Annotated in this window: 27 protein-coding genes; 8 read left to right on the forward strand and 19 right to left on the reverse strand. The window is 33.6% G+C overall.

Going from position 1 to position 26,654, the window contains the following annotated elements:
- Nucleotides 1–7: 7 nt before the first annotated feature.
- Nucleotides 8–1,270 carry an SPFH domain-containing protein gene (locus DNU06_RS12425; RefSeq protein ID WP_111063670.1) on the forward strand — a complete coding sequence of 421 codons (1,263 nt, stop codon included), beginning with the start codon at nucleotides 8–10 and terminating at the stop codon, nucleotides 1,268–1,270.
- 232 nt (nucleotides 1,271–1,502) lie between these two features.
- On the forward strand, nucleotides 1,503–2,147 hold the full coding sequence (locus tag DNU06_RS12430) for a hypothetical protein (RefSeq protein WP_111063672.1): 645 nt from the start codon (nucleotides 1,503–1,505) through the stop codon (nucleotides 2,145–2,147).
- 174 nt (nucleotides 2,148–2,321) lie between these two features.
- Here DNU06_RS12430 and atpG read toward each other — a convergent pair whose 3' ends face one another.
- From atpG to DNU06_RS12490, 12 genes are all read right to left on the reverse strand, one after another.
- Nucleotides 2,322–3,212 (reverse strand): ATP synthase F1 subunit gamma, encoded by an 891-nt coding sequence (atpG, locus tag DNU06_RS12435; protein ID WP_111063674.1) that lies wholly within the window; start codon nucleotides 3,210–3,212, stop codon nucleotides 2,322–2,324.
- A gap of 52 nt (nucleotides 3,213–3,264) precedes the next feature.
- On the reverse strand, nucleotides 3,265–4,839 hold the full coding sequence (gene atpA, locus DNU06_RS12440; RefSeq protein ID WP_111063676.1) for a F0F1 ATP synthase subunit alpha: 1,575 nt from the start codon (nucleotides 4,837–4,839) through the stop codon (nucleotides 3,265–3,267).
- A gap of 31 nt (nucleotides 4,840–4,870) precedes the next feature.
- Entirely contained in the window at nucleotides 4,871–5,407 is a 537-nt protein-coding gene (atpH, locus tag DNU06_RS12445) for an ATP synthase F1 subunit delta (RefSeq protein WP_111063678.1), read from the reverse strand.
- A 7-nt stretch (nucleotides 5,408–5,414) separates the two neighbouring features.
- Nucleotides 5,415–5,909, reverse strand: coding sequence for a F0F1 ATP synthase subunit B (locus tag DNU06_RS12450; protein WP_111063752.1), 495 nt, complete (start codon nucleotides 5,907–5,909; stop codon nucleotides 5,415–5,417).
- A gap of 72 nt (nucleotides 5,910–5,981) precedes the next feature.
- Nucleotides 5,982–6,176 (reverse strand): ATP synthase F0 subunit C, encoded by a 195-nt coding sequence (atpE, locus tag DNU06_RS12455; RefSeq protein WP_111063680.1) that lies wholly within the window; start codon nucleotides 6,174–6,176, stop codon nucleotides 5,982–5,984.
- 41 nt (nucleotides 6,177–6,217) lie between these two features.
- Nucleotides 6,218–7,402: a F0F1 ATP synthase subunit A gene (atpB, locus tag DNU06_RS12460; RefSeq protein WP_111063682.1), complete on the reverse strand. Its 1,185-nt coding sequence runs from the start codon at nucleotides 7,400–7,402 to the stop codon at nucleotides 6,218–6,220.
- A gap of 82 nt (nucleotides 7,403–7,484) precedes the next feature.
- Nucleotides 7,485–7,907, reverse strand: a complete 423-nt coding sequence (locus DNU06_RS12465) for a hypothetical protein (RefSeq protein ID WP_146239236.1) — start codon at nucleotides 7,905–7,907, stop codon at nucleotides 7,485–7,487.
- Nucleotides 7,904–8,137: an AtpZ/AtpI family protein gene (locus tag DNU06_RS12470; RefSeq protein WP_111063686.1), complete on the reverse strand. Its 234-nt coding sequence runs from the start codon at nucleotides 8,135–8,137 to the stop codon at nucleotides 7,904–7,906. The genes DNU06_RS12465 and DNU06_RS12470 overlap by 4 nt, the downstream gene beginning before the upstream one ends.
- Nucleotides 8,138–8,140: 3 nt before the next feature.
- On the reverse strand, nucleotides 8,141–8,563 hold the full coding sequence (locus DNU06_RS12475) for a bactofilin family protein (protein ID WP_111063688.1): 423 nt from the start codon (nucleotides 8,561–8,563) through the stop codon (nucleotides 8,141–8,143).
- Nucleotides 8,564–8,636: 73 nt separating this feature from the next.
- The gene (locus DNU06_RS12480; RefSeq protein WP_111063690.1) at nucleotides 8,637–9,884 is read right to left on the reverse strand and encodes a hemolysin family protein; all 1,248 of its coding nucleotides are present in this window, start codon (nucleotides 9,882–9,884) and stop codon (nucleotides 8,637–8,639) included.
- Between the two features lie 184 nt (nucleotides 9,885–10,068).
- Entirely contained in the window at nucleotides 10,069–11,355 is a 1,287-nt protein-coding gene (gene purD / locus DNU06_RS12485; protein ID WP_111063692.1) for a phosphoribosylamine--glycine ligase, read from the reverse strand.
- 74 nt (nucleotides 11,356–11,429) lie between these two features.
- Nucleotides 11,430–12,449 carry an NAD-dependent epimerase/dehydratase family protein gene (locus DNU06_RS12490; RefSeq protein ID WP_111063694.1) on the reverse strand — a complete coding sequence of 340 codons (1,020 nt, stop codon included), beginning with the start codon at nucleotides 12,447–12,449 and terminating at the stop codon, nucleotides 11,430–11,432.
- A 257-nt stretch (nucleotides 12,450–12,706) separates the two neighbouring features.
- Between DNU06_RS12490 and DNU06_RS12495 the strand changes: the two genes are divergently transcribed.
- On the forward strand, nucleotides 12,707–13,690 hold the full coding sequence (locus tag DNU06_RS12495; RefSeq protein ID WP_379659552.1) for a peptidylprolyl isomerase: 984 nt from the start codon (nucleotides 12,707–12,709) through the stop codon (nucleotides 13,688–13,690).
- 79 nt (nucleotides 13,691–13,769) lie between these two features.
- On the opposite strand, the gene DNU06_RS12500 is transcribed toward DNU06_RS12495, so the two are convergent.
- Both DNU06_RS12500 and DNU06_RS12505 read right to left on the reverse strand, forming a co-directional pair.
- On the reverse strand, nucleotides 13,770–14,150 hold the full coding sequence (locus tag DNU06_RS12500; protein WP_111063698.1) for a hypothetical protein: 381 nt from the start codon (nucleotides 14,148–14,150) through the stop codon (nucleotides 13,770–13,772).
- Nucleotides 14,151–14,208: 58 nt separating this feature from the next.
- Nucleotides 14,209–15,234, reverse strand: a complete 1,026-nt coding sequence (locus DNU06_RS12505) for a COX15/CtaA family protein (protein ID WP_111063700.1) — start codon at nucleotides 15,232–15,234, stop codon at nucleotides 14,209–14,211.
- Between the two features lie 162 nt (nucleotides 15,235–15,396).
- Here DNU06_RS12505 and DNU06_RS12510 point away from each other — a divergent pair, with 162 nt between their 5' ends.
- Genes DNU06_RS12510 through DNU06_RS12520 form a run of 3 tightly spaced genes read left to right on the forward strand, consistent with a single transcriptional unit; the run spans nucleotide 15,397 to nucleotide 18,762 of the window.
- Nucleotides 15,397–15,993 (forward strand): outer membrane protein, encoded by a 597-nt coding sequence (locus DNU06_RS12510; RefSeq protein WP_158526889.1) that lies wholly within the window; start codon nucleotides 15,397–15,399, stop codon nucleotides 15,991–15,993.
- The gene (locus DNU06_RS12515; RefSeq protein WP_111063704.1) at nucleotides 15,984–16,553 is read left to right on the forward strand and encodes a hypothetical protein; all 570 of its coding nucleotides are present in this window, start codon (nucleotides 15,984–15,986) and stop codon (nucleotides 16,551–16,553) included. Before DNU06_RS12510 ends, DNU06_RS12515 begins: the two co-directional genes overlap by 10 nt.
- Nucleotides 16,554–16,599: 46 nt before the next feature.
- Entirely contained in the window at nucleotides 16,600–18,762 is a 2,163-nt protein-coding gene (locus DNU06_RS12520; RefSeq protein ID WP_111063706.1) for a PKD domain-containing protein, read from the forward strand.
- Here DNU06_RS12520 and DNU06_RS12525 read toward each other — a convergent pair.
- From DNU06_RS12525 to DNU06_RS12545, 5 genes are all read right to left on the reverse strand, one after another.
- The gene (locus DNU06_RS12525) at nucleotides 18,759–19,814 is read right to left on the reverse strand and encodes a M42 family metallopeptidase (protein ID WP_111063708.1); all 1,056 of its coding nucleotides are present in this window, start codon (nucleotides 19,812–19,814) and stop codon (nucleotides 18,759–18,761) included. The two genes, DNU06_RS12520 and DNU06_RS12525, sit on opposite strands and share 4 nt — an antisense overlap.
- A 59-nt stretch (nucleotides 19,815–19,873) precedes the next feature.
- On the reverse strand, nucleotides 19,874–20,173 hold the full coding sequence (locus DNU06_RS12530; RefSeq protein ID WP_111063710.1) for a hypothetical protein: 300 nt from the start codon (nucleotides 20,171–20,173) through the stop codon (nucleotides 19,874–19,876).
- Nucleotides 20,174–20,242: 69 nt separating this feature from the next.
- Nucleotides 20,243–20,659 (reverse strand): BrxA/BrxB family bacilliredoxin, encoded by a 417-nt coding sequence (locus tag DNU06_RS12535; RefSeq protein ID WP_111063712.1) that lies wholly within the window; start codon nucleotides 20,657–20,659, stop codon nucleotides 20,243–20,245.
- A gap of 31 nt (nucleotides 20,660–20,690) precedes the next feature.
- Complete coding sequence (locus DNU06_RS12540) at nucleotides 20,691–21,716, reverse strand: NAD(P)/FAD-dependent oxidoreductase (protein WP_111063713.1); 1,026 nt, start codon at nucleotides 21,714–21,716, stop codon at nucleotides 20,691–20,693.
- Nucleotides 21,717–21,739: 23 nt separating this feature from the next.
- A complete protein-coding gene (locus DNU06_RS12545; RefSeq protein WP_111063715.1) occupies nucleotides 21,740–22,429 on the reverse strand; it encodes a ComF family protein in 690 nt (229 codons plus the stop codon).
- Nucleotides 22,430–22,883: 454 nt separating this feature from the next.
- On the opposite strand from DNU06_RS12545, the gene DNU06_RS12550 reads away from it, so the two are divergent.
- Both DNU06_RS12550 and DNU06_RS12555 read left to right on the forward strand, forming a co-directional pair.
- Complete coding sequence (locus tag DNU06_RS12550; protein WP_111063718.1) at nucleotides 22,884–23,861, forward strand: ribonucleotide-diphosphate reductase subunit beta; 978 nt, start codon at nucleotides 22,884–22,886, stop codon at nucleotides 23,859–23,861.
- A gap of 28 nt (nucleotides 23,862–23,889) precedes the next feature.
- Nucleotides 23,890–26,253, forward strand: coding sequence for a ribonucleoside-diphosphate reductase subunit alpha (locus tag DNU06_RS12555; RefSeq protein ID WP_111063721.1), 2,364 nt, complete (start codon nucleotides 23,890–23,892; stop codon nucleotides 26,251–26,253).
- The last annotated feature ends 401 nt before the right edge of the window (nucleotides 26,254–26,654 follow it).

The raw sequence follows: 26,654 nt of genomic DNA on the forward strand, positions 1-26,654 counted from the left end.
ATAGATTATGACAACTTTAGGTGTGCTTATTTTGGTATTAGTGGTACTTGTTTTAGTATTGGACCCAATTTTAGAAAAGTGGAAAAGTATTGATATCATTAAAGACAGTAAAAAATGGATGTTAATGGTTTTAGTAGGATTTGCCTTAATATTAATTTTTAATCCTTTTACAAGAACAGCTGCTGGTTACCGTACTTTTGTGGAAACTATTAATGGAAATGAAAAAATATTTTTTAATCCAGGCTATCATTTTGCTGGTTTTTTCAGTAAAACTACCGATTATCCAGATGTAATTACTACCGTTTTTTCTGCGGAAGATCAAGACCAAGTGACTTCGAATCCACCTTTTACCATTCGTTTTAATGACGCGACTAAAGCAACTGCCCAAGCTACTATTAGATGGAGTTTACCAAACGATACAGATAAAATGATTCAAATTCATAAAGCTTATCGTGGACCTGAGAGACTGGCAAAAAATTCATTGGTGCCCTATAGTCGTGAGTGTTTAAAATTTGCTGCACAGCTGATGGAGTCCGAAACACATTACAGTGGTGGTAGATCAAAATTAAAAGAAGATTTCAGAGATCAATTACAAAATGGTCAGTACGTATTGGAATACAAGACGGAATATGTTCGCGATTCAATGTCGAATGAAAAAGAAAAAATAACCACTTCTTTTATTAGAATTGGGGAAGATGGTTTAGCAAGTCGTATTAAATCAGATATTCAACAATATAGCATCAATGTCGATTTTGCTGCCATTGATGAGGTGGATTACGAGGAACAAGTAGACCGGAAACTTGCTCAAAAAATTGAACAGTCTACCTTAGAATCGGTTAGTAAACAATCTTTGATTACTGCCCAACAAGAAGCTTTAACGGAAAAAGCAAGAGGAGAACAAATGTTGGCTAAAGTGAAAGCGGAACAGGAAGCCGATAAGTTACAAGCGGTGATCCAAGCTGAGAAAGCAAAAGAAGTGGCCCAACAAGAAGCATTACAAGCGAAGTATATTGCAGATAAGATTGCAGAAGAAGGTAGAGCACAGGCAGAAGCAAATAAGGCATTAGTGTCGGCTGGTTTAACGCCAGAACAAAGAATGACTATGGATATTGAAATTGCAGATAAGGTGAGTTCAAATATGGCAAAGATTAAGTTTCCTGAGATTATGATTTTTGGTGGAGGCAGTGGAAACAGCCCAACAAACCCATTTGATGCAGTGGGCTTAGATGCTTACCGTAAAATAGTAGAGAGCATGAGGGGGAGTAAATAATAAGCATTGATTTTTGTTATACTTTGTTTGAAGAATGATGTTAACTGATTTTTTATGTGAAAGCTATTTACAATTCTAAATTTTACAATTTACTCGTTTTATATGGTCTGTATAATTACTTTAGATTAGGGATTTATAAGAAAAGGAGTAAAAACAATTTTCGTAGGTTTAATTCTTATTATGGACACTATAAAAAACTAGAAAAATAATTATTAGAAAAACAAATGGAGTTATGAGTAAATTGAAAGTTACTATATTATTATTTATTATTGGTTTGTCTTGGAATTACGCAAATTGCCAGACAAAGCCATGCGTGCATTTAAGAAGTGGAGCGGTCGTATACTTTGAAAAGGTAATAGCAAATGAATTGAGTAAACGAATTAAATGCGTGGATAGTAATGGTGATAAAACTGATTATTTAAAAATAGATGTTGAATCTGCTGTTGTTGGATATACTGATAAGCCTAAAACATTAAAGCAAGTAATATTCGTTAAAGTAAATATAAATGACAAGACTGTAAGCGCAGGGAATCGAATATTAAAAGTAGTCATTAGAAGTGGAGACGTTTCTATCTTGTCCTATCAAAGAAGTCGTGAGACTGGTGCACAACATGCTCAGAAAAGTAGTACTTATACTACAAGTAGCTATACAGAATTTTGTTATATAAAAGATGGAATTTACCATGCTATACCAAGAGTAATGCTCTATAAAAAATACAGTATTCTATTTGATAATATGAAAGTATGGTTTAATCATTGTGATAATGTACTTGCCATTTTGGAAAATTATAGTAGAGAGCAAAAGAAGCGTTTAAACGTTTACAAAGTGCTGTTTGAAATTGAGAAAATTTACTATGACAAATGCTATTTTGAATAAAGCAAATTAATACATTTTCATTGGATGGATTAGATGATGAAACATACCTGAATTTATGAGTCAGGATAAACGGTACGTTTCTAAATTTATTATACAATAGAATTACTGTATTTATTAAACACAAAAAAACCCAAATCGAAAGATTTGGGTTTTTAAATAATACTGTATTACTATTTAACCATTCAATGCTTCAGCACCACCAACAATTTCTAAAATTTCATTGGTAATTGCAGCTTGACGGGCTTGATTGTATTTTAATTTCAATTCTTTGTTTAACTCCGTAGCGTTATCCGTTGCTTTATGCATTGCTGTCATTCTTGCACCGTGTTCCCCTGCATGAGATTCCAAAAGAATAGTATAAAATTGTGTTTTTAATGATTTTGGAATTAATTCAGTAATAATTTCAGCTTTAGAAGGCTCAAAAATATAATCAGCTGATGCCGTATTTTTTACTGAATTTTCCGTTTGAACTGGCGGTAAAATTGGTAAAAATTGTACTTCCGTTACTATTTGAGTCGCTACATTTTTGAATTTATTGTAGACAAAAACTACTTTATCAAATGAACCATTTACGTAAGCTTCCATTATTTTGGATGCCATATCGTTTGCATTTGCAAAATTTAAGTCACCCCAAATTTCACTTCCTTCTTTTACTATAGCTTCGCTATTACCGTAATGTGCTGTTTTCTTAAAAGTATCAGCAGCTTTTTTTCCAATTGGAAATACGGTAGTGTTATATGCTGCGTATTTTACATTGGCAATGTGCAACGCTTTTTTTACTACGTAGTTGTTAAAACCACCACATAATCCCCTGTTAGAGGTTACAGGAATGATTAAAACGTTTTTAATGGCTCTTTCTTGAGCATATTCATTTTCAGAAGTATCTAAAGAAGCAGAAAGATTGGTTAAAATATCTTGCAATTTATCAGCATATGGTCGCATTAGCGTAATCGCATCTTGTGCTCGCTTAAGCTTAGCAGCAGATACCATTTTCATAGCCGAAGTAATTTGCATGGTTGACGAAACCGATACAATTCTATTTCTTATTTCTTTTAAATTAGCCATAATAAAGTTTATAAATTAGGGTGAAATTACTTCCACCCTAAAGACTTTTATTTTAATAATTTGAAGCAATTTCAGTAGCCACTTTTCCTAATACAGAAGTTTCCTTATCCGTATATTTACCAGCAGCTAAATTATCCATTACATCTTTGTGAGTTGCGTTTAAGGTAGCAAGTAATTGTTTTTCAAATTCTTTTACCTTGTCAATTGGCACGTTAGTCAATAAGCCTTTTGTACCAGCATAAATAATTGCAATTTGATCTTGAACGGTATAAGGATCACCCTCATTTTGTTTTAAGATCTCAACATTTCTTGCACCTTTATCAAGTACACTTTTTGTTGCTGCATCTAAATCAGAACCGAATTTAGCAAATGCCTCTAATTCTCTATATTGTGCTTGGTCTAATTTCAAAGTACCAGCCACTTTTTTCATAGATTTAATTTGTGCCGAACCACCTACACGAGATACTGAAATACCTACGTTAATTGCTGGACGAACACCTGCATTAAACAAGTTAGATTCTAAGAATATCTGACCATCAGTAATCGAAATTACGTTAGTAGGAATATAAGCAGAAACATCACCAGCTTGCGTTTCAATAATTGGTAATGCAGTTAAAGAACCACCACCTTTTACTAAATGTTTAATAGAATCTGGTAAATCATTCATTGTTTTAGCAATCGTATCATCATTGATAACTTTTGCTGCTCTCTCTAATAATCTTGAGTGCAAATAGAATACATCTCCAGGATAAGCCTCACGTCCCGGTGGTCTTCTTAATAGCAAAGAAACCTCACGGTATGCAACTGCTTGTTTTGATAAATCATCATAAACAATTAATGCTGGTCTACCTGTATCTCTAAAATACTCACCAATTGCAGCACCTGCGAAAGGAGCATAAAATTGAGTCGTAGCAGAATCAGATGCGTTTGCTGCAACAATAGTAGTATAAGCCATTGCACCAGCTTTTTCTAATTTGTCAACTAATCCAGCAACTGTTGAACCTTTTTGGCCAATAGCAACATAGATACAGTAAACAGGTTCTCCTTTATCAAAAAATTCTTTTTGGTTAATGATGGTATCAATAGCAACAGTAGTTTTACCAGTCTGTCTATCTCCAATAATTAACTCTCTTTGTCCTCTACCAATAGGAATCATAGCATCAATTGCTTTAATACCTGTTTGTAATGGTTCAGTTACCGGCTGACGATAGATAACACCTGGTGCTTTTCTTTCTAATGGCATTTCAAAAGTTTCCCCTTGAATTGGACCATTACCATCAATTGGGTTACCCAAAGTATCCACAACACGACCAACAATACCTTCACCTACTTGAAGTGAAGCAGTCATTTTTAATCGCTTTACAGTATCTCCTTCTACAATATCGTCAGATTTACCCAACAATACAACCCCAACGTTGTCTTCTTCAAGGTTAAGTGCGATTCCTCTTACACCACCTTTAAATTCAACCATTTCGCCATATTGTACAGAATTTAATCCGTAAACAGTAGCAATCCCATCTCCAACTTGGAGTACAGATCCCACTTCTTCTAATTCAGCATTTGTTTTAGCTCCTGATAATTGTTCTCTCAAGATAGCAGTTACTTCTGCAGGTTTGATATTAGCCATGTTCTAATATTTATTTATTAAACTTTACTACTTAATTAAGTAGTATATTTTTTAAGTTAGAAAATTTACTCGCTACTGACGAGTCTATTTGTTTATCTTCAATGTTAATAATAAAACCACCGATAATAGATGGATCAATTTTTTCAACCAATTCAATTTTACCTGTTGTGATTGTTTTAATTTTTGATATTATTTTTTCTTTGGTTGCTGCATCTAATTCAATAGCCGAAGTTAATACAACATCTACAATGTTATTGTGTTTTTTGTATAGTTCAGTATAACTAGCTGCAATAGCTGGTAATATTCCTTCTCTAGAATGTTTTGTAATTAATTCTAAAAATGAAATAGATAAAGTTTGCATGTTATCCGAAAATAACGCTTTAAAAATATCAATTTTTTTTGACTCGTGTACAATTGGATTGCTCAATAAGTCTGCAAAATCTTTAGACTCTGCACAAACAGCCGACAATTCCACCATATCTTCATTCACTTTATCCAACAAGTTGTTTTCTAAAGCTAATTCTAGTAATGACGTAGCGTAACGTGATGCAACTAAAGTTCCTTTCATGTTCTAATTAATTTAAGCTAATTTCATCAGCTAATTGATTAGCTAATTTTTTTTGGTTTTCGCTTGTAGTTAATTCACTTTTTACAATCTTTTCTGCTATAGCTATAGATAAAGATGCAACATGCGTTTTAATTTCAGCCATTGCCGCGTTTTTGTCGTTCGTGATTGCTTTGTGAGCATCACTTACAATCTTATCCGCTGCAGCTGTCGCTTTATCTTTTGCTTCTGCAAGAATAGTAGCTCCTGCTTCACCAGCTTCCTTGATCATTTGATCACGCTCAATTCTTGCTTCCTTTAACAAAGTTTCGTTTTGCGCATTTAAAGCTGCCATTTCAGCTTTTGTTTTTTCCGCTAAGCTCAATGCATCTGAAATGCTGTTTTCACGGTCGTTTACCGCTTTTAACATTGGTTTCCATGCAAACTTTGCTAATAATAGCATAAGGATTACAAATACAATTGTACTCCAAACTATAGTTCCGATTGAGGGGGTTAATAATTCCATATTTTTTAATAATAGTGTTAAAACAAAATAAACTTGAATGTAGGCAAACCCTACATTCAAGTCTTAAAAAAATTACTTAGCTAACATTCCAACTACAACTCCGAAAAGTGCAACACCTTCAATAAGTGCAGCAGCAATAATCATTGCAGTTTGAATTTTGTTAGTAGCTTCTGGTTGTCTTGCAATTGCTTCCATTGCAGATCCACCAATTTTTCCGATTCCTAATCCTGCGCCTAATACAGCTAGTCCAGCTCCGATTGCTCCCATGTTTGTTTTTATTTTAGTTTAACAATTAATTTACTTATTTATTAATGGTGACCATCATCTACAGCTGCGCCAATAAACATTGACGATAACATTGTAAAAATATAAGCCTGTAAAAAGGCCACCAAGGTGATTTCCAACACAGAAATGAATAATGCTAAAGGTACAGATAGTCCTGCCCAAGCTACATTATGGTTGATGAATATGATTCCGATTATGGATAATACGATAATGTGTCCTGCAGTGATGTTTGCAAACAAACGAATAGTTAAGGCTGCTGGCTTAATTAAAATTCCCATCAACTCAATTGGTACTAATATTGGATATAATGCTACAGGTACTCCAGGAGGCATTAACATGTGTTTCCAAAATGCCCATTTAGAATTAATTAATTGAATGATTAAGGTCATTAATGCCAAAGTTAAGGTAATCGCAATGTTACCTGTCATGTTAATACCACCAATGAATGGAATTAAGCCTAATAAATTACCAAACCAAATAAAGAAAAATACGGTTAACAAATAAGGCATAAATTTCATGTATCTGTCTCCAATACTATCTTTCGCAAAATCTCTAACAAATAATACTAATGGCTCCATCCATTTTGCAATACCTTTTGGCGATTCTGGTTTCGCTGTTTTGTATTTTTTTGCTGCTGCAGTAAATACTAATAACATGATGATAGCGACAATAAATACTGCTGCAATTACTTTGGTGATGGATAAATCTAATGGCAATACTGCATTGGTTGCAGTATGTGTTTCATGGTCAATGGACAATACTTTTTCTCCAGCATTTAGTTGATAAATCTTCTCGTGGTGCTTTACAAAAGACATCCCATTTTTTTCAAAAATATGATGTCCTGCATCATCATGATGAAAGGCAGAAGACATAAAGGTAACTAAACCATTGTCTGTCCACAATATAATAGGTAATGGAACGGATACAGCATCATGTCCATCTCCCCATAAATGAATATCGTGCGCATCTAATACGTGGTGGATTGGATCGAAACCTGAAGCTTCTTCCGTTTCTTCAGCACTGTGATGTGCTCCTTCTTTAGTATGAATTTCTTCGTGTTTTTCTTCATGAACAGTTTCAGAAACTGCTTCTTCTGTCATGTTAACAACAAACTCATTCAATAATCGTGAAATGTCATCTTGGGCATATACTACGCTTGAAAAAGCGATTAATGTAACGAAGAGACAAGCTTTAAATACCTTTTTCATATCAACTCTAATGACGCAAATTTGGCGTAAATCAAAAATTTTGCGCAAAGATATGGATAAAAAGTTAACTGACAAGAATATTTTATGGATTTTCCACTTGTGTTGTTTTTTCCGCTTCTACTATGTTCACCATCCGTAAGATAACAAATGTTTCGACGATTAGACTTGGGAAGAATACAGCGAAGAATTGATAAACAAATGGTTTTGTAAAGTCATCCTGATCCATTAAGAATGGCAATAGAAATACAAATGATCCTAGAATTTTAATAACGGTAAAGGCAAGAAACCCTTTGCCTATTAAAGAATCATCTGTTTTGTGGATATAAAAAATGGCTAAAGTGCCCAGCAAGGATAATGGTAACAAAAAAAGGTAAATGAATATAATTCTATAATTAAAATAGATATCAGGCAATAAATATTTAGCGATCAAAAAATGAATGGCACCTAAAAGGACCATAAATAATGTCTCTAAAAGTAATAGAGATTTTAAATGTTTTTTTTTCATGTTTTTTTTTGATCTTCCTCTTCGTCTTCTTTCGTTAGTTTGTTTACTTCGCGAATAACTTGATATAAGGCAATAGCAATTCCAATTAAGATCAGAACTATAGTGAATATTGGTTGCTCGTTTTCGAATTTCTTGTCAAAATATTGTCCACCCCAAGCTGCAAGACCAACAGTAATTGCCATTTGAAATCCCAAAGAAGAATACTTTAGGTAATTTTTGTTGCTTGCCATGGTTTAATAAACCATTTCTGGATTTTCCTTTGATTCTAACTTTATTTCTTCTATTAAAGGTTGCTTAGTGTTGGCACTCATGATACATTGTCCAGTGAATTCTGCACCTTCTAAAACTCCTATTTTATGGGTCTTGATATTACCTTGAATATTTGCCGTCTCATTCAGTACTAAAAGTCCATCTACTTTTACTTCTCCAGTGATTTTACCTTCAATACTTGCATTTAAGCAGGTAATTTCTCCTTCAATAACGCCTGTAGCTCCCAAAACTAACTTACCGTTAACCTTTAAGTTGCCAATTAATTTTCCATCAATACGAATATTACTATCCGCAATAATGTCTCCCTTAATTAATGTTCCTTCAACAATTCTATTAATTTGATTAGTGCCTGTTGATTGCTCTTTAGATGCGTTTGCTTTAAACATATTATATATACTTGCTTTGTCACAAAAATAAAGAAATAATGTGAATGTAACCAAACAAATGAAGAGGATATTATTAATTATCTATTTTCACCTTAACTAATTCCACTTTATTACTGGATACTTCTTCAATGACAATCAAGTAGTTTTTGTATACAAACTTGGTGCCTTTTTCTGGAATTTCTTCCAATTCATTGTATATTAATCCACCCAATGTTTCGTATTCATCCATTTCTTCGAAATTGAAATTATAACGATCATTTAAAGTTCCAATTTCAATTCTAGCAGAAAACAGGTAGGTGTTTTCATCTATTTGTTCTTCAATTAAAATATCAGAATCATGTTCGTCTTCTATCTCACCAAAAATCTCTTCAATAATATCTTCTACAGTAATCATTCCTGAAGTACCGCCGAATTCGTCTACTACTACTGCCACACTTCTTTTTTGTGCGGTAAACTGTTCTAATAAAATTTTAATCAATATGGCTTCGGGTACAATAGATATTGGCAATAGGATTTGCGTAATGGCAATTGGCTTTTTAAATAATTCGTAAGAGTGTACGTAACCAATTAAGTTGTCAATAGAATCTCTGTAAACTAGTATTTTAGAAAATCCAGTTTCAATAAAACGCGTTTTTAATTCTTCAATTGAAATCTCAATATTAACCGCAGTAATTTCTGTTCTCGGTACCATACAATCTCTTGCTTTTGTAGTCGAAAATGCCAATGCGTTTTGTAATATTTGAATCTCATTTTCCATTTCAAATTCATTTTCCATCCGATCTGAAATGTCTCGCACATAATCATCCAAGTCGACTTTTGAAAAGGCTTGTTTTGTATTTTCGATATTAACACCAAATATTTTCAAAAATAATCTGGAGATATAAGTCGTAACGAAAGAGGGGATTATTAAGATCCAATAAATTAAAAATAATGGAAAGGAAAAGAATGTTAAAGACCAATTTGGGTTGATTCTAAAAATAGCTTTAGGCAGAAATTCAGCAGTTACTAGCACGATCAATGTGGAAATGATGGTTTGTGAAATCAAAATAAATGCTTGATTTGGGTAGATGCTTTCTAAGGAAGGTGCTAATGCTTTTGCCATGTATATTCCATAAACAACCAAGGCAATATTATTACCTAAAAGCATGGTGCTTATAAAGTTTGATTCATTTCTGACAAAATAAGATAATACCCGTCCTGATAATGCACCATTATTTTTTTCCAATTCAATTTTTAATCGATTGGCAGAAATGAATGCAATTTCCATTCCTGAAAAAAATGCAGATGCAATGAGGGAGATGAGAATGATAATTGAAATCATTTAACGACTTGTATTAAGTAGTGAAATGAATTTTTTTTATTTTCAAGCCATGTTTGTCCTAAGGAACAATTGACCTTCAATGTAGTTAGTGTATGAAATGATAAATTATATTTCCTCTGGGGTTCTCCGTCCATTTAAATGTGACTATTATGTTAGGTTTAACGAATTTAATAAAAAAAATGGTTTAATCTTCAATCAATTCTAAATCGAATCCAATATCTTTTCGATAATACATGTTATCAAAATTGATCTTTTTTATGTTTTCGTAACTTTTGTCTAAAGCTTTTTTAAAGTCTTTTCCGTATGAGGTAACACAAATTACTCTGCCACCACTTGAAATGGTTTTAGCGCCATCTTGTTTAGTACCTGCATGAAAGACTAAAGAATCTACAACATCATGGATGCCATTGATTACTTTTTCTTTTTCATAAGCTTCAGGATATCCACCAGATACCATCATAACTGCAGCCGCAGCTTTGTCATAAAACATAATGTCTCTTTCAGAAAGAGTAGTAGTAGCAACTCCTTCAAATAAATCGATAATATCTGATCGCAATCTAGGCATTACGACTTCCGTTTCTGGATCTCCCATTCTGCAATTGTATTCAATTACATACGGATCATTTCCTACTTTAATGATACCAATAAAGATAAATCCTTTGTATTCAATGTTGTCTTTTTTTAACCCCTTAATGGTTGGAATAATTATTTGATTTTCAATTTTATCTTTAAATCCAGCAGTAGCAAAAGGTACAGGTGAAATAGCTCCCATTCCGCCAGTGTTTAATCCTTGATCACCTTCAGATATTCTCTTGTAATCTTTTGCTTCGGGTAATATTTTATAAGAGATACCATCTGTTAATACAAATACTGACATTTCAATTCCAGATAGAAATTCTTCAATCACAACCTTAGAGGATGCGCTTCCAAATTTCCCTTTGGTTAACATGTTCTCCAATTCTTTTTTAGCTTCTGCTAAATCATCAATAATTAGCACCCCTTTTCCTGCAGCTAAGCCATCAGCTTTTAAGACATATGGCGATTTCATTTTATCTAAAAACTTAAAGCCATCTGCTAAATTATCTTGGGTGAAACTCGCGTATTTTGCAGTAGGAATATTATGTCTTTTCATAAATTGTTTAGAAAAGTCCTTACTTCCTTCTAGTTGTGCAGCTTCTTTATTCGGTCCAATTACACCAACATGTTTAATGCTTTCATCTGCTAAAAAGTAATCCGCAATACCTAATACTAAAGGTTCTTCAGGTCCTACAACAACAATATCAATTTTGTTTTTTAACACAAAATCTTTTATGCCATCAAAATCGGTTGGTTGTAGGTCGACATTAATACCAACTTGATTGGTCCCAGCATTTCCTGGGGCAATAAATAACTTGTCGAGTTGTGAACTCTGTGAAATTTTCCAACAAATGGCGTGTTCTCTTCCTCCTGATCCTAAAACTAAAATATTCATGTGTGTGATTATAATTTGTTACAAAAATAATTATTGCTACGGTGCAATAGACATTAATTTATCAACAATACCCTTTATTTATTATTTTTTATAAAATCATGAAAGGAAATTGCATTTTCTATGGCGTCTTCAATAGGAATAAAATCTATCCCTATCGCCGTTTTAATTTTTTGATTATTGTATTTGGATATGGACATAGCACTTCTTGCTGTTTCCTTTGTGATTTTTGGTTTGCGAGCAAAAATAATGGCTTTTATTTTCTCCAGTCTCCATCCTAACTCTACCATCCATGGTTTAACGGCAACACTTGGTTTTTTCACCGACATTTTTGTCGCTATAGTACTTAATAAATCTTTGAAAAATACATTTTGACTAATGGTTAAATAACGGTCTCCCATCTTATTTTTTTCAACCAGTTCTACCATGCAATATGCAACATCTCTTGCATCTACAAAAGCGTTCATGCCAGAAGGGTAATATTTTAAACCTTTAGAAACTGTGTCGAATATTTCTAAGGAACTTTCCGTCCAAAAACCGGCACCAATAATTACAGAAGGGTTTACAATAGTCACATTTAAGCCTTCCTCTTTACTTCTCCAGACTTCCATTTCTGCAGAATATTTACTTACTGCATAATTGGAATTCTCATTTGAAGTTTGCCATTTATTTTCTTCCGTGTAAAGTAGCGTTTTAACATCTCTACCAATGGCAGCAGTTGAGCTTACGTGACAAAATTTCTCAATGCCAACGGAAAGTGCTACGTTAACCATATTGGCAGTTCCTTCTTTATTTATTTTCATCATGGCATGAAAATCTCTTTTGTGGAAAGAAACTTTTCCAGCGCAATGGTAAACGATATTACACCTTTGTAAAGGGGATTTTAAGCTGTTAACGTCTAATATGTTTCCTTCTACCCACTCAATTTGATTGAAAAGGGCTTCGGATTGGTCTTTAAAGAAATATTGAAAGATAGCCTCAGTCATTTTAGTGGAAGAACTATTTCTTTTTAACGCGAGGATAGGTTGACCTCTTTTTGAAAGTTCTACTAAAACATGCGCACCTAATAATCCTGTTCCACCCGTCACAAATACCATGTTGCAAAAATAATAAATCTTTATTGGCAATATTGTTATTTTTAATAAATGAATTAATTTTGGAATGTTTTTTGTCTGTTAATCATCAAAAAGAATAAGATTTTTAAAATCTTTTCTTTGGAGTTTATATAGACTTCTTAACTTTAAACACAAAAAAATCAATTATGAAGAAAACTTTGCTCATTATGTTGTCCATTTTTTTAATTTCTTCTTTGGGCTACGCGCAAGAACGAATTACTAAAAAGCAGGTAAAAAAGATGAAATTAGCCCATGGCATGTACGCGGTAATGGCGACAAATAAAGGGGATATATTATTGGCATTAGAATATGAAAAAACGCCATTGACAGTTGCTAACTTTGTTGGATTAGCGGAAGGTGACTTTGAAAACGATACCTTGGTGTTTGACCAACCTTTTTATGATGGATTATTGTTTCATAGAGTGATTAGTAATTTTATGATCCAGGGTGGCGACCCAAATGGTAACGGACAAGGTGGACCAGGGTATAAATTTTATGATGAATTTCACGATTCATTAAAACATGATGGTCCAGGTATTCTATCTATGGCTAACTCTGGCGTAGCAACAAACGGTAGTCAGTTTTTTATTACCCATAAAGCTACACCATGGTTAAATGGAAAACATACTGTTTTTGGACACGTGGTAAAAGGGCAAGATGTTGTAAATGAAATTGCCCAAAATGATACCATTCAAAAAGTGACTATTTACAGATTTGGTAAAGCGGCTAAGAAATTCAAGGAAACAGAAGTTTTTGAAGCAGAATATGCTAAATTGGCGGAACAGTTAAGTCTAGAAATGGAAAGAATTAAGCAATTAAAAGCCATGAGTTCTGTGGAAAGAATTGCTGCATTTAAGAAAAAAACCTTAGCAGTATATCCAAATGCAAAAATTACAGCTACCGGCTTAATGTATGTGATGGAAGAAGCAGGTAAAGAAACTCTAAAACCAGAAACTGGTCAAAAGGTTTCTGTTCATTATACTGGCTATTTGATGGATAACGGTAATAAGTTTGATTCTTCTATAGATAGAGGTCATCCTATAGAGTTTGCTTTAGGAACCAAAAGAGTTATTGCAGGTTGGGATGAAGGAATTGCGTTAATGTCCAAAGGAGCAAAATATAAATTAATTATTCCTTATTGGTTAGGCTATGGAGAAAATGGTAGTGGACCAATACCTAGTTTTGCAGATCTTATTTTTGATGTAGAGCTTGTAAATTTTTAAAAGAATATTAATATTGGAAATAAAAAAAGCCCCGACAATTATTGTCGAGGCTTTTTTTATTTAGTTTAATAACCAAAAGTTATTTAATTCTTTCACTTAAACGCTCAAGGTATGTGCTGAATTTTTTGTTTGTTATTAATTTATCGTCACCAATAATTAATACAGATTTTGGTTTATGATTTTCTAACCAAAAGACAAAAGAAGAAACAGAAGCCATTAAGGTTCCATTTACATCAATACTATGTGAAAATTTTCCGTTATTCGAAAAAAGATCTTTTATAGATGCATTCTCTTTTGAAATGTTGTAATCTTCGTGAAACAATACTATTGCGTCAGCTAATTCATAAAGTTCTTGACTTCCGTCAAAAATTTCATGTTTTATCTCGTTAGAATCTGACCAGTCTTGAATAGCTGCTTCAAATTCGTCTGTTTTTCTTAATATAATGCTTTTTAATAACATATCTTCAAATCTATGATTTTTCGGTTTGCAAATGTAGTTAAAATATTACCACTAAAAATTAACGAAGTAAAGATTCTCTACTATATTTTAAATAATTTAAGCCATATAGTTGAAAACCTAGGATTAAACAGGCAACTAATATGTGAATTGGCTGGGTAATGGCTGGCATGTTTGCATAAGAAAATAAAATACCTGTGATAAATTCAATCGTAAGTAAGAAGAGGATGAAATTAAAAATGGGTATGCCAAAATGCTTATTTTTATTGTTCCAGAATAAATAGATATTTACAATTAACAGTAGCCATGAAAAAGAACGGTGGAAAAGGAAATTAAATTCATTTTTTAACTCCTCAATCCAAAAAGAACGATCTACGCCATCTATCACTTTAAAGTCTACCTCTTGTCTAACTTGCACCCCCATTAATATTTGTATCGCAGTTAGTGCTATACTCAAGTAAAAGATGTTTTTAAATGTTTTTGGTATAGAAATACTGTATTTTTTATTTTGCGCAATATGGATTATTTCTATTTGAATCCAAATGATGATAAGTGCAAAAATCATATGGAGTGAAAGTACCCAAGGAATTAAATTTGTAGCGACAACTATAGAGCCTAACCAGCCTTCAAAGCTAATCAGTATTAGATTTAAAAAAGATAAAAGGAGTAGCTTACGTTTACTTCTGTATTTTATTAATACCCATATAAAGGTAATAAGTACTAAGTTACCGGCAATAAAACCGACTACACGATTACCGTATTCAGTATAGGTTTTCACCCAATTGAAGACTTCTTCTCTGTGCAGTGAATCGTCATTTTTTATTTGTTCCCCAACCCGTTCTAGTCCAATCTTATTTAAAATATTTACAAAACGATCTATTTTTTTCAGTCTTTTTTCAAGGTAAATATCCTGGTAATTATCAGGCAGTTGACTGATGTCAGTCGGTGGGATAATTTGGTCGAAACATTTTGGCCAATCCGGACAGCCCATGCCTGCTCCAGAAGAACGTACAATACTCCCTGCAATAACTACCAAGAAAATAAATACGAGTGTAATCCAAGATAGACGGATAAAAGATCTAGACATGATTTTTTGTGGTAAAATTAAGAGATATTTATAAAAAGGGATGGTTTTTTACACAAATAATTTAGTTGTATCTGGCCTTTTAATTGGGATTTATCATATCTTTGTGAGGCACTTAAATGAACTAAGATGAGTATAAAATATTGTTGTAGTATATTATTTTTTATGATCGGAATTTTAGGATATGGGCAAGAAAATCAAGATAATGCTGGAGATTTTCAATTTGGGGTTAGGTTAAATCAAAATATAAATTTACCGCAATATGAAGAAGGTTTTGGCATTGGCGTTCAAGCCAAGGTGAATGTTTTAGACAATTTAAATATTGAAATATATTCCAATATTGAAACATTGGATTTAGGGAACGTAGGGAATTTAAAACAGAATGAATTCGGGTTTTCGGCCGTGGTTCCTTTTTTAAATCATAAACTTTCACCTTTTATTTTTTTGGGAGCAAATTATTCTAATATTAAGGTAACACCAGTTAGCTATTTGTTCTCTAATAGAGAAAGTGAAAGTATTGCGTTGAATAGCTTTGGTCTTCATGCCGGAATTGGTGCACAGTATAATTTAAATGACAGATTAAGCATTGCATTGTCTTACCGGTTTTTATATAGATTTGACCAACCTATTTATGAAGTTCAGTCTAGTGATTTTGGTCTTTACTTAAATACTGCTGTTTTGCCTAATACAGAAATAGAAAGTAAAGATCCTATGTATCTTCAATTTTCGCTGAACTATAGAATTATGAAATTATGGAATTGATCACAAAAATTTTCTGCTTGTTGCTTTTATTACCAAGCCAATTATTTGCGCAGTCGGAAGAAGATTACGATTTGAATGTTGGACTTTATTATTCTGCTGGTTTTCTAACAGAACAAACACAAACATCTAATGCGCATTTGAGTGTGGGATTTTTAAAAAATAAAATAGAAGGAAGCCTAGATTTATTTTACTTTTTAAATGCACAAGGTGAGCGAGAACGTTTTAATTTTAATCATCAATTGTTTCTTGGGGCTAATTATTATTTTATGGTAAATAAAATTAAACCATATGTTGGCGTTCAGGTTGGTTTGGCTAGTTCTGAATCGAGTGAATATGGTGTTTTTAACACGAATAATGAACTAGTGTATGAGTCGAGTATCAATCCTCTTACCTCTTTTAATTTCGGTGTAAAATATGCTGTCTCAGAAAGGTTTAATATTACTTTTTCTGGCAGACAAATTTTTGGTAAACACCTAGCCAATTCATATAGTACTTATCTGGATGAATTGAGATTTTCATTTGGTATTAACTATTCTATAATCAATAAAACAACCCCCTAAGATTTTACTTCGTTTATATAGCATTAAATGTTGTAACTTTAACGGAGTGAAATGGATCGGTTTTTTATTTATTACTTTATATGGCGCAATCGGATTCGCTTCACATATTGTGGGTGGGGAAATATTTTATGACTGCTTAGGTAATAATCAATATCGGGTTACCGTAAAAATTTATAGAGATTGTAACTCTACAGGCGCACAATTTGATCAAAACTTGCCAGTTACCGTTTTCAATGGTAATAATGTGGAGATCGATAATTTTACTATTCCTTTTCCTGGGTCTGTAGTTTTGACAGTTAATTTTAATAATAACCCTTGTATTACTGTTCCAACTAATATTTGTATTGAAGAAGCAATTTATGAAAAGATAGTTACATTACCAGCTTCAAGTACGGGATACGCATTGGCATATCAACGTTGTTGTAGGGGGGCGAATGTAACCAATTTGAATAATCCAGGGAATCAAGGTTTGACGTTATTTACCGAAATCCCAGTGGCTGCTTTGGCGGTATGCAATAGTTCTCCACGATTTAACAATACGCCTCCTATCCTACTATGTTCTAATGAAACATTGCAGTTTGATCATGCGGCAACAGATCCAGATGGAGATTCTTTGGTTTATGGTTTGTGTGCGCCTTTTCAAGGAGGGACTTCGGCGCAACCAGCTCCAAATCCTGCAGGCCCACCACCTTATAATTTAGTAAATTGGCTGGGTGGTTACACAGCAGTTTCTCCTTTTGGTACTGGTGGCGCATCTATTAATTCAAGTACAGGCTGGTTGACTATTACACCAAATATGGTGGGATTATATGCCGCTGGTATTTGTGTGAACGAATATAGAAATGGTGTTTTGATAAATACAACCCGTAGGGATTTTCTATTTCGTGTATTGGATTGTGAAGTGGAATTGTCAGCCGAAATTACGCCACAGCAAGATTTAATCACATTTGTCTCTTTTTGTCAAGGCGCTACTATTCAGTTTGAAAATAATAGTTTTGGAGGAACAACTTATCAATGGGATTTTGGAGTGCCTGGAATAAATACAGATGTGAGTAATCAATTTGAACCTACATATACCTTCCCTGCACCAGGTACTTACGAAGTTAGTTTAATTGTTTCTTTGTCGCAAGGTTGTTCAGATACTTCTAAGCAAACTTTTATTATTAGTGACGAAATAAAGGCTGAGTTTATCCCGCCTAGTGGACAATGTATTGTTGGAAATAGTTTTGATTTTAATGGAGGTGGTATCATCCCTCCCGGAAGTACCTTTCATTGGACTTTTGGCGGGAACGCAACACCAGATACTTCTATTGCTTTAAATCCGACAAACATAGTGTTCGGTCAAGCTGGTCCGATTGAAGTTACATTTAAGGTGGAATATGATGTTTGTGAAGATACCTATACTGATGAAATATTTGTTTTTGCCGAACCAACTATTGGTTTTAAAGGAGATGATGCGTTGAAATGTGCACCATTTGAAGCTGAGTTTATCAATCTCTCTTTTGCGCATACAGCAATTGTTTCTGTATGGGATTTTGGTGATGGAAGTGGCATAAGTACCGAAAAACACCCTAGCCATATTTATACTTCCCCTGGGTTGTATGATGTAAAATTGACTATTTTTACGACCTCCGGATGTATTGATACCCTGACTTTGTTGCGGAGTGAGTATGTTGAAATATCACCTTCTCCAGTAGCGTCTTTTGATTTAGATCCATTAATACAAGATCAATACGAAGCTGACTTTCATTTTGTTAATACTTCTGAAGATGCATATAAACAATGGTTTTATTTTGGTGATGGAAGCTTTACCCCTTATCCTGATTTTATATACACTTATCCCGAGCCGGGTGTTTATCACCCATATCAAGTAGTTAAAAACATAGAGGGGTGTAAGGATACCGCAATGAAAACTTTAACTGTTGTACCAGTAATTCCGATAATAGTTCCTAATGCTTTCACACCAGATGGAAATGAATTCAATAATACCTTTAAACCTATTTTATATAAACCACAAAATTATAAAATGTGGATTTATAATCGTTGGGGTGAATTAATTTTTTTATCAGAACATCCTGAAGCGGAGTGGGATGGTAGGTATGGCGGTCGATTAGCGCCTCAAGGCACTTATGTTTGGCGCATAGTTTATTATGAGTTTGACTCTGGTTTACCTAAAGAAATCAGAGGGCACGTAACCCTATTGCGTTAGTCCTTAAAAGCCCAATCGTAAGTATCTAAGTCTTTTAAGCAATTTGTTAATAGGTTAATAGAGCCTTCAATATCATTGATATTTGCCATTTCAATTACTTGATGTAAGTGACGTGTTGGAATAGATATTGCTCCTGCTATGGAGCCGCCTTGCGCCATTCTTTGAATTCCAGCGGTATCGGTTCCTCCAGCGGTTAAGATTTCAGGCTGCCATTTAATGTTATTTTTTTCGGCAGTCTTTTTCATATAATCTACCATCCTGTAATCACAAATAGTGGAAGCATCCATAATTTTTATGGCAGTACCTGCGCCTAATTTAGTTATTTTTTCATGTGCAGCCGCGCCAGGTAAGTCAAATGCAATAGTGGTGTCTAAACCAAAACCAAAGTCAGGGTTAATTTTTAATGCAGAAACACTCGCTCCTCGAATCCCTACTTCTTCTTGAACGGTGAAAACCCCATATATGTCGTATGGAACTTCTACGTCTTTTAAAGCTTTTAAAGTTTCAATTAATATAAAAACAGCTAACCGGTTATCCAAAGATTTAGAGTTAACACATTCTCCCATTTGTATAAATTCTCTCTCTCGTGTAATAGGGTCACCAATAGTAACTAGCTTTTCAACTGCAGCTTTAGGCAGACCAGTATCAATAAAATAATCTTGTATTTTGGCAACTTTATTGCGTTCTTCAGCAGTCATTACATGAATAGGCTTTGATGCCATTACGCCAATTATATCTTCTTTTCCGTGTATGATTACACGTTGGGCAGTTAAAGTTTTAGGATCGAACCCACCTAAGGTGTGGAAACGAATAAACCCGTCATCATCTATATGTGTAACTATGAAGCCAATTTCATCCATGTGTGCACCAATCATTACTTTTTTATCCGATTTACCCTTTTTAAAAGCATAAACATTACCCATGTTATCAACGGTTACTTCATCTACATATGGACTTACTTCACGAATAACAAGAGATCTTACTTTTTGTTCAAAACCAGGAGCACCAGGTGTTTTACAAATTTCTGCTAATAATTGAGTTGGAATAGACATGTTATGTTTGTTTAAAGTACAAATATAATAATTGAATTAATGCAACCTAGGGTAGGGTATCAATTTCCTTTTCTCGGGTATTTTTTTAATGTCGTACGAAAAGCTATCATGATAGGAAGGCCAATAAAAATAATGGACATTAAAAACCAGCCTTGAAAAGTGGGAGTACATGTGTATTGAATTGACTTAACAGGATTATTGTCTGTTTCTTGTTTTATTAATTCTTGTAGACTAAAATCTTGTGTATATGTGCCGTTTAGATCGGTAATTACCGTTGGAAATACCTTGGCAGGATAAAAATAAAAAAAGGAAAGCATTACAAGAGATGTGATAATAAATACAAGTACAGGTTTTTTCATGTGTGGTCATTTAAAAAATGCCGTTCAATTGGTATTGAACGGCATTCGTATTGTTTAAAAAAATGAGGATTAACAATATTCGTCAAAGGCCATTGTTAAGTTTTCTGCAATCATTTCAGCAGATCTTCCTTCAATGTGGTGACGCTCTAAAAAGTGAACTAAAGTTCCGTTTTTAAATAATCCAACTGAAGGAGAAGATGGAGGGTAAGGCAAGGTATATTTTCTTGCTTGGTTTACTGCTCCTGGATCCACACCTGCAAATACAGTGGTTAATTTTGAAGGAATTTTATTGTGTTTTATTGCTTGTAATACGCCAGGTCTTAAACTACCTGCTGCACAACCACAAACTGAATTAATTACAACTAATACCGTTTCTTCTTCTTTACTGTTTAATTTGTTATCAACTGCTTCTGGTGTTTCTAAACTTTCAAATCCTGCTGAAGTTAATTCAGCTTTCATTGGTGTTGTTAATTCTTCTGGATACATGTTTTTTTGTTTTCTTAATTGTGACACAAAGTTAATTTAAATATTTTTCATAACGAATTATATTTACTTCATTATCTAAAGGTGTCCCTTGTAGAATAAAATCTACTAATTGTTGGGTGAAAAATGGCGCTAACATCACACCTTTTGTGCCCAGCCCATTAAAAACAAATAATTCAGGGTGCTGAGGGTGTACGCCTAAAAGTGGTCTCCTGTCACTTACTGTCGGTCTTATACCTGCTAAATGTGCAACTACTTCGTAAGGCGTTATTAGTATTTCATTTAATTTATCTTGTAGGTCTTGTTTTCCTTTTTCAGTCGTTGTTGGCTCTTTTTTCTCCCAATTATAGGTGGCGCCTACTTTATAGAGGTTGTCACCTAAAGGCATGATAAACATATTTTTATTTAAAATGTCTTTGAAGTCTATTTGTGGTGCTTTTATAATGATGACTTCACCGTGGGTTGGCTTTAAGGGTAGGTAATTAAAGAAAGGGTTTTGATGGATTTCAGCGCCCTCACAAAAAATAATCTTTTCATTGTCGACTGAATTAGATGAATAATCAAACGGAGAATCTATAAATTCAACCTGCTGTTGAAGGAAAAATATTTTAGATACAGATAAAAACTTTTTAGTGTTTAAATTTCCAATTGTTTTTACTTTACCTACTCCAAATTCATTTATAACAGCTGTATTTTCAATATTTTCAACAGGTCCTAAATAATTTTTAAATAAAGGAAGGTTTTTTTTAGAAGACCAATTATTTTGTTCTTCAATACTGGTGAATATTTTATTGATCCCTTTTTCGTCTAATATTTTATCTTCCAGAAAGTCTTCTACTTTTTCAAAAAATTGCTTGGCTACTGGAAGTAATTCTTGCGCCCTCCAACTCATTGTTAACCGCTTAAATACTATTGGGTTGATGATGCCGGCAGCAGCATTTGTACAGGTGTTGTTATTAGAATCAAATACCTTAAACGGTTCTTTTTTAAAGTAAAGTTGCCAAGCTAAAGTAGCACCAGCTAATCCCCAGCCTACAATCGTAAATTTATGTGCTTCCATTAAAATCAAAAGTAGTGCATTTTTTACACTCTAGCGGCCAAGGTGGCAACACTAATTTTGCAGGCTGTTTTGGCATATATTTCTGCTGCACACGATTCAATGGTTGCACCAGTGGTTAGTACATCATCCACAATTAATACATGTTTATTCCTTAATAGAGATGGATTTTTTAATAAAAATATTTGCTTTACGTTATCCCAACGATCGTATTTTGAAAATTGAGTTTGTGATTTATTTATCTTAACTCGTTCTATTTGATTTGTAATAATTGGGATAGGTAGCGTTTCTGCAATTCCTTCTGCTAGGATTAGGCTTTGGTTGAAACCTCTGATTCTTTGCTTTTTTGGGTGCAATGGAATGGGAATGATACAGTCGAATTTTTCAGCTTTTTTTAACTGATTACCCATGATTTTACCCATGTGTCTACCCAATTTTGTTTTGTTTTTATATTTTATGGCATGTAGTATTTTTTGGGTGTGATTACCTTTTTGGTAGTTAAGGACGCTATAAACCTTTTCTATGTCAATTCTACCCCAAAATATTTTTTGTAGACTTTCAACATGTTTTGGATGTCTGTTGACATAAGGTAAGTTGTACTTACAGGGAAAACAAATATATTTTTCAGTGTGATTTAGTGCGTTACCACAAATTTCACACGCATTAGGGAAAAATAAATCGAGAAGTCCATTTAAAATAAAATTTACTTTATGCATTTGGATAAATTTTAAATTCACTTGTAATTTAATGAAAATTTTTCACATTTGAAAGTTGGTAAATACATTGGTTATTTTTATTTTTTAATCGCTATTTCTGCCTACCTTGCAAATGGTAGAAATAGTGCTTTAACAATATGGGAAAAGTGGGTTTGGAAATTGTGGAGAAGTTGTTAGTCTAATTGTTTTTTAAATTATCTCTTTCCAGTTCTTAACATTCGTTAATTATTGTAAACTACTGATTTTATTGTGCGTGACGAGTGTTGTTGTTTTCAATTGTTGAAAACCAACTAGATTTTGTGAATTGTTTTTAGTTGTTAAATCCATAAAAATTATCAACTTTTGTATTCCGCTTTTTGGCACAAGTATAAAAGACAAAAATCACCTTTTAACTTCAATCAGAAGTAACGTTTTTTACCCGAAAAAGTAAAAAAGATTTAAATAAAAAATTGATATGGCAGAATTAGATGAACCGATTTTAAAAAATAACCCCAATAGATTTGTTTTGTTCCCAATAGAACATGAAGATATTTGGAAAGCATATAAAACTCAAGAAGCTTGTATTTGGACAGCAGAGGAATTAGACTTGTCTCAAGATATAATTGATTGGGAAGAAAAATTATCGGATGATGAACGTTTTTTTATAAAGCATGTACTTGCATTTTTTGCTGCCTCAGATGGTATCGTTAATGAAAATTTGGCTGAAAACTTTGTGAAAGAAGTGCAATATACAGAAGCTAAGTTTTTCTATGGTTTTCAAATCATGATGGAAAATATTCATTCTGAGACTTACTCTTTATTAATCGATACTTATATTAAAGATGATAAAGAAAAGGATTACTTGTTTAACGCATTGGAAACTTTTCCTCCCGTTAAAAAGAAAGCAGAATGGGCGTTGAATTGGATTGACAACGGAACGTTCGCTCAAAGACTTATCGCTTTTGCTGCTGTAGAAGGGATTTTCTTTTCTGGTTCATTTTGTTCTATTTTCTGGTTGAAAAAAAGAGGCCTAATGCCAGGGTTAACTTTTTCTAACGAATTAATTTCAAGAGATGAAGGGATGCACATGGAGTTTGCAGTATTGTTGTATAACGACCACTTAGAGCATAAATTACCAAAAGAAGAAGTTGAAGAAATTATTACTACTGCGGTGGATATTGAAAGAGAATTTATCACAGAATCATTGCCAGTAAAATTGATCGGAATGAATGCAGATTTAATGTCTCAATACATTGAATTTGTAGCTGATAGACTTTTAGTGGAATTAGGTAATGATAAAGTATACAATGTAACTAATCCATTCGATTTTATGGATATGATAAACCTACAAGGTAAAACTAACTTTTTTGAAAAAAGAGTTGGTGAATATCAAAAAGCTGGAGTAATGGGTGGGAGCGATAAGCAAACATTTTCATTAGATGAAGAATTTTAAAAAACCCTATTTAAAAAAGTAAGTGAGTATGTACGTAGTAAAGAGAGACGGAAGAAAAGAGCCGGTAAAATTTGACAAGATTACCGCAAGAATAAAAAAACTGTGTTATGGATTAGATGTTATGGTTCAACCTGAGCTAGTAGCAATGAAAGTGATTGAAGGATTGTATGATGGCGTGTCCACTGTAGAGTTAGATAACTTAGCTGCTGAAGTAGCTGCTTCCAAAACGATTGAACACCCTGATTATGCTTTGTTGGCTTCCAGGATTTCCGTTTCAAATTTGCATAAAAACACTAAAAAATCTTTTTCTGAAACCATTGATGATTTATACAAGTATGTAGATCCTAAAACAGGACAAAATGCTTCTTTAATCGCAGAAGATGTATATGAAATTATTCAAAAAAATGCTGCTTTTTTAGATGGTCAAATTATTTATGACAGAGATTTTAAATACGATTTTTTTGGGTTTAAAACATTAGAAAGAGCTTACTTACTTAAATTAGATAATAAAATTGTTGAACGACCACAACACATGTTAATGCGTGTGTCTGTAGGTATTCATAAAGACGATATTGAAGCAGCCGTGAAGACATATAACCTAATGTCAGAAGGCTGGTTTACACATGCAACACCAACCCTATTTAATGCCGGAACACCTAAACCGCAGATGTCATCTTGCTTCTTATTAACCATGAAAGAAGATAGTATCTCGGGAATTTATGACACGTTAAAACAATGTGCACAAATTTCTCAATCTGCTGGTGGAATTGGTCTGTCGATTCACGATATTAGAGCTAAAGGAGGATACATTAAAGGTACAAATGGTACGTCAAATGGTATCGTCCCAATGCTAAGAGTTTTTAATGATACTGCAAGATATGTAGATCAAGGAGGCGGAAAAAGAAAAGGTTCATTCGCTATCTATATGGAGCCATGGCACAATGATATAGTAGATTTCTTGGACTTAAAAAAGAATACTGGAAAAGAAGAGCAAAGAGCAAGAGATTTGTTTTATGCCATGTGGATTCCAGATTTATTCATGAAAAGAGTTAAGGAGAATGGCCAGTGGACTTTAATGTGTCCAAACGAATGCCCTGGCTTGTCTGATGCCTACGGTGAAGAATTTGAAGCTTTATATGAAAGATACGAAGCAGAAGGAAAAGGAAGAAAAACCATTAAAGCACAAGACATATGGTTTAAGATTTTAGAATCTCAAATAGAAACAGGTACACCGTACATGGTGTATAAAGATGCTGCCAATATTAAATCTAATCAAAAAAATATTGGTACGATTAAGTCTTCTAACTTATGTACAGAAATTTTAGAGTATACTTCACCTGATGAAACAGCAGTGTGTAATTTAGGTTCAATTGCTTTACCAAAATTTGTGGATGCAGATGCTAAGACTTTTGATCACAATAAATTATTTGATGTTGCTTATCAATTGACAAAGAATTTAAACAAAGTAATTGATGTAAATTACTACCCAGTTATTGAGGCGGAAAATTCAAATATGCGTCACCGTCCAGTTGGAATTGGTGTACAAGGATTAGCAGATGCATTTATTTTAATGCGTTTCCCTTTTGATTCTCCTGAAGCTAAAAAAATGAATAGTGAAATTTTTGAAACAATTTACTATGCTGCAGTAACTGCTTCTAAAGATTTGGCAAAAGTAGAAGGAGCATATTCCACGTTTGAAGGCTCTCCTATGTCAAAAGGTATTTTCCAATTTGATATGTGGGGAGTAAAACCATCTAACAGATGGGAATGGGATATTTTAAAGAATGAAGTAAAAGAACACGGGATTAGAAATTCCTTATTATTGGCGCCAATGCCAACCGCTTCTACAGCGCAAATTTTAGGTAACAACGAATGTTTTGAGCCTTATACATCTAATGTATACACTAGAAGAGTTTTATCTGGTGAATTCATTATCGTAAATAAACATTTATTAAAAGATTTGGTAAAATTAAACTTGTGGAATTCAGAAATGAAAAACACCTTGATGGCGTCTAATGGTTCTATTCAGAATATTGATATCATACCAGATGATATTAAGGCTTTGTATAAAACTGCTTGGGAAATCTCACAAAAAGTAATTATTGATTTGGCTGCGGATAGAGGGGCATTTATTTGCCAATCTCAATCTTTAAACCTATTCATGGAGAACGCAAATTTTGCAAAATTAACTTCCATGCATTTTTATGGATGGGAAAAAGGTTTAAAAACTGGTATGTACTACTTAAGAACAAAAGCAGCTACGGATGCAGTTAAATTTACACTAGAAAAAGCGAAAGAAGTGGTTCCTGTTGCTAAAACAGAAGAAGAGAGAATGGAAGAAATCGCCTGCTCTTTGGACGATCCAGACAGCTGTGAGATGTGCAGCGGGTAAGACCAGCTTCCATCTTGACGAAGGAAAAGATGAGAGATGGCGCGACCGCAAACATCCCGAGCTCAAGTGAGGAAATGTGCAGCGGGTAAGACCAGCTTCCATCTTGACGAAGGAAAAGATGAGAGATGGCGCGACCGCAAACATCCCGAGCTCAAGTGAGGAAATGTGCAGCGGGTAAGACCAGCTTCCATCTTGACGAAGGAAAAGATGAGAGATGGCGCGACCGCAAACATCCCGAGCTCAAGTGAGGAAATGTGCAGCGGGTAAGACCAGCTTCCATCTTGACGAAGGAAAAGATGAGAGATGGCGCGACCGCAAACATCCCAAGCTCAAGTGAGGAAATGTGCAGCGGGTAAGACCAGCTTCCATCTTGCCGAAGGAAGATCTTATAATTAAAATAG

This window comes from Putridiphycobacter roseus (assembly GCF_003234935.1).
Classification (GTDB): domain Bacteria; phylum Bacteroidota; class Bacteroidia; order Flavobacteriales_D; family Crocinitomicaceae; genus Putridiphycobacter; species Putridiphycobacter roseus.

Coding starts and splice junctions, on each gene's coding strand:
- DNU06_RS12425 (WP_111063670.1), top strand. CDS start 8: ATGACAACTTTAGGTGTGCTTATTTTGGTATTAGTGGTACTTGTTTTA.
- DNU06_RS12430 (WP_111063672.1), top strand. CDS start 1,503: ATGAGTAAATTGAAAGTTACTATATTATTATTTATTATTGGTTTGTCT.
- atpG (WP_111063674.1), bottom strand. CDS start 3,212: ATGGCTAATTTAAAAGAAATAAGAAATAGAATTGTATCGGTTTCGTCA.
- atpA (WP_111063676.1), bottom strand. CDS start 4,839: ATGGCTAATATCAAACCTGCAGAAGTAACTGCTATCTTGAGAGAACAA.
- atpH (WP_111063678.1), bottom strand. CDS start 5,407: ATGAAAGGAACTTTAGTTGCATCACGTTACGCTACGTCATTACTAGAA.
- DNU06_RS12450 (WP_111063752.1), bottom strand. CDS start 5,909: ATGGAATTATTAACCCCCTCAATCGGAACTATAGTTTGGAGTACAATT.
- atpE (WP_111063680.1), bottom strand. CDS start 6,176: ATGGGAGCAATCGGAGCTGGACTAGCTGTATTAGGCGCAGGATTAGGA.
- atpB (WP_111063682.1), bottom strand. CDS start 7,402: ATGAAAAAGGTATTTAAAGCTTGTCTCTTCGTTACATTAATCGCTTTT.
- DNU06_RS12465 (WP_146239236.1), bottom strand. CDS start 7,907: ATGAAAAAAAAACATTTAAAATCTCTATTACTTTTAGAGACATTATTT.
- DNU06_RS12470 (WP_111063686.1), bottom strand. CDS start 8,137: ATGGCAAGCAACAAAAATTACCTAAAGTATTCTTCTTTGGGATTTCAA.
- DNU06_RS12475 (WP_111063688.1), bottom strand. CDS start 8,563: ATGTTTAAAGCAAACGCATCTAAAGAGCAATCAACAGGCACTAATCAA.
- DNU06_RS12480 (WP_111063690.1), bottom strand. CDS start 9,884: ATGATTTCAATTATCATTCTCATCTCCCTCATTGCATCTGCATTTTTT.
- purD (WP_111063692.1), bottom strand. CDS start 11,355: ATGAATATTTTAGTTTTAGGATCAGGAGGAAGAGAACACGCCATTTGT.
- DNU06_RS12490 (WP_111063694.1), bottom strand. CDS start 12,449: ATGGTATTTGTGACGGGTGGAACAGGATTATTAGGTGCGCATGTTTTA.
- DNU06_RS12495 (WP_379659552.1), top strand. CDS start 12,707: ATGAAATTAGCCCATGGCATGTACGCGGTAATGGCGACAAATAAAGGG.
- DNU06_RS12500 (WP_111063698.1), bottom strand. CDS start 14,150: ATGTTATTAAAAAGCATTATATTAAGAAAAACAGACGAATTTGAAGCA.
- DNU06_RS12505 (WP_111063700.1), bottom strand. CDS start 15,234: ATGTCTAGATCTTTTATCCGTCTATCTTGGATTACACTCGTATTTATT.
- DNU06_RS12510 (WP_158526889.1), top strand. CDS start 15,397: ATGATCGGAATTTTAGGATATGGGCAAGAAAATCAAGATAATGCTGGA.
- DNU06_RS12515 (WP_111063704.1), top strand. CDS start 15,984: ATGGAATTGATCACAAAAATTTTCTGCTTGTTGCTTTTATTACCAAGC.
- DNU06_RS12525 (WP_111063708.1), bottom strand. CDS start 19,814: ATGTCTATTCCAACTCAATTATTAGCAGAAATTTGTAAAACACCTGGT.
- DNU06_RS12530 (WP_111063710.1), bottom strand. CDS start 20,173: ATGAAAAAACCTGTACTTGTATTTATTATCACATCTCTTGTAATGCTT.
- DNU06_RS12535 (WP_111063712.1), bottom strand. CDS start 20,659: ATGTATCCAGAAGAATTAACAACACCAATGAAAGCTGAATTAACTTCA.
- DNU06_RS12540 (WP_111063713.1), bottom strand. CDS start 21,716: ATGGAAGCACATAAATTTACGATTGTAGGCTGGGGATTAGCTGGTGCT.
- DNU06_RS12545 (WP_111063715.1), bottom strand. CDS start 22,429: ATGCATAAAGTAAATTTTATTTTAAATGGACTTCTCGATTTATTTTTC.
- DNU06_RS12550 (WP_111063718.1), top strand. CDS start 22,884: ATGGCAGAATTAGATGAACCGATTTTAAAAAATAACCCCAATAGATTT.
- DNU06_RS12555 (WP_111063721.1), top strand. CDS start 23,890: ATGTACGTAGTAAAGAGAGACGGAAGAAAAGAGCCGGTAAAATTTGAC.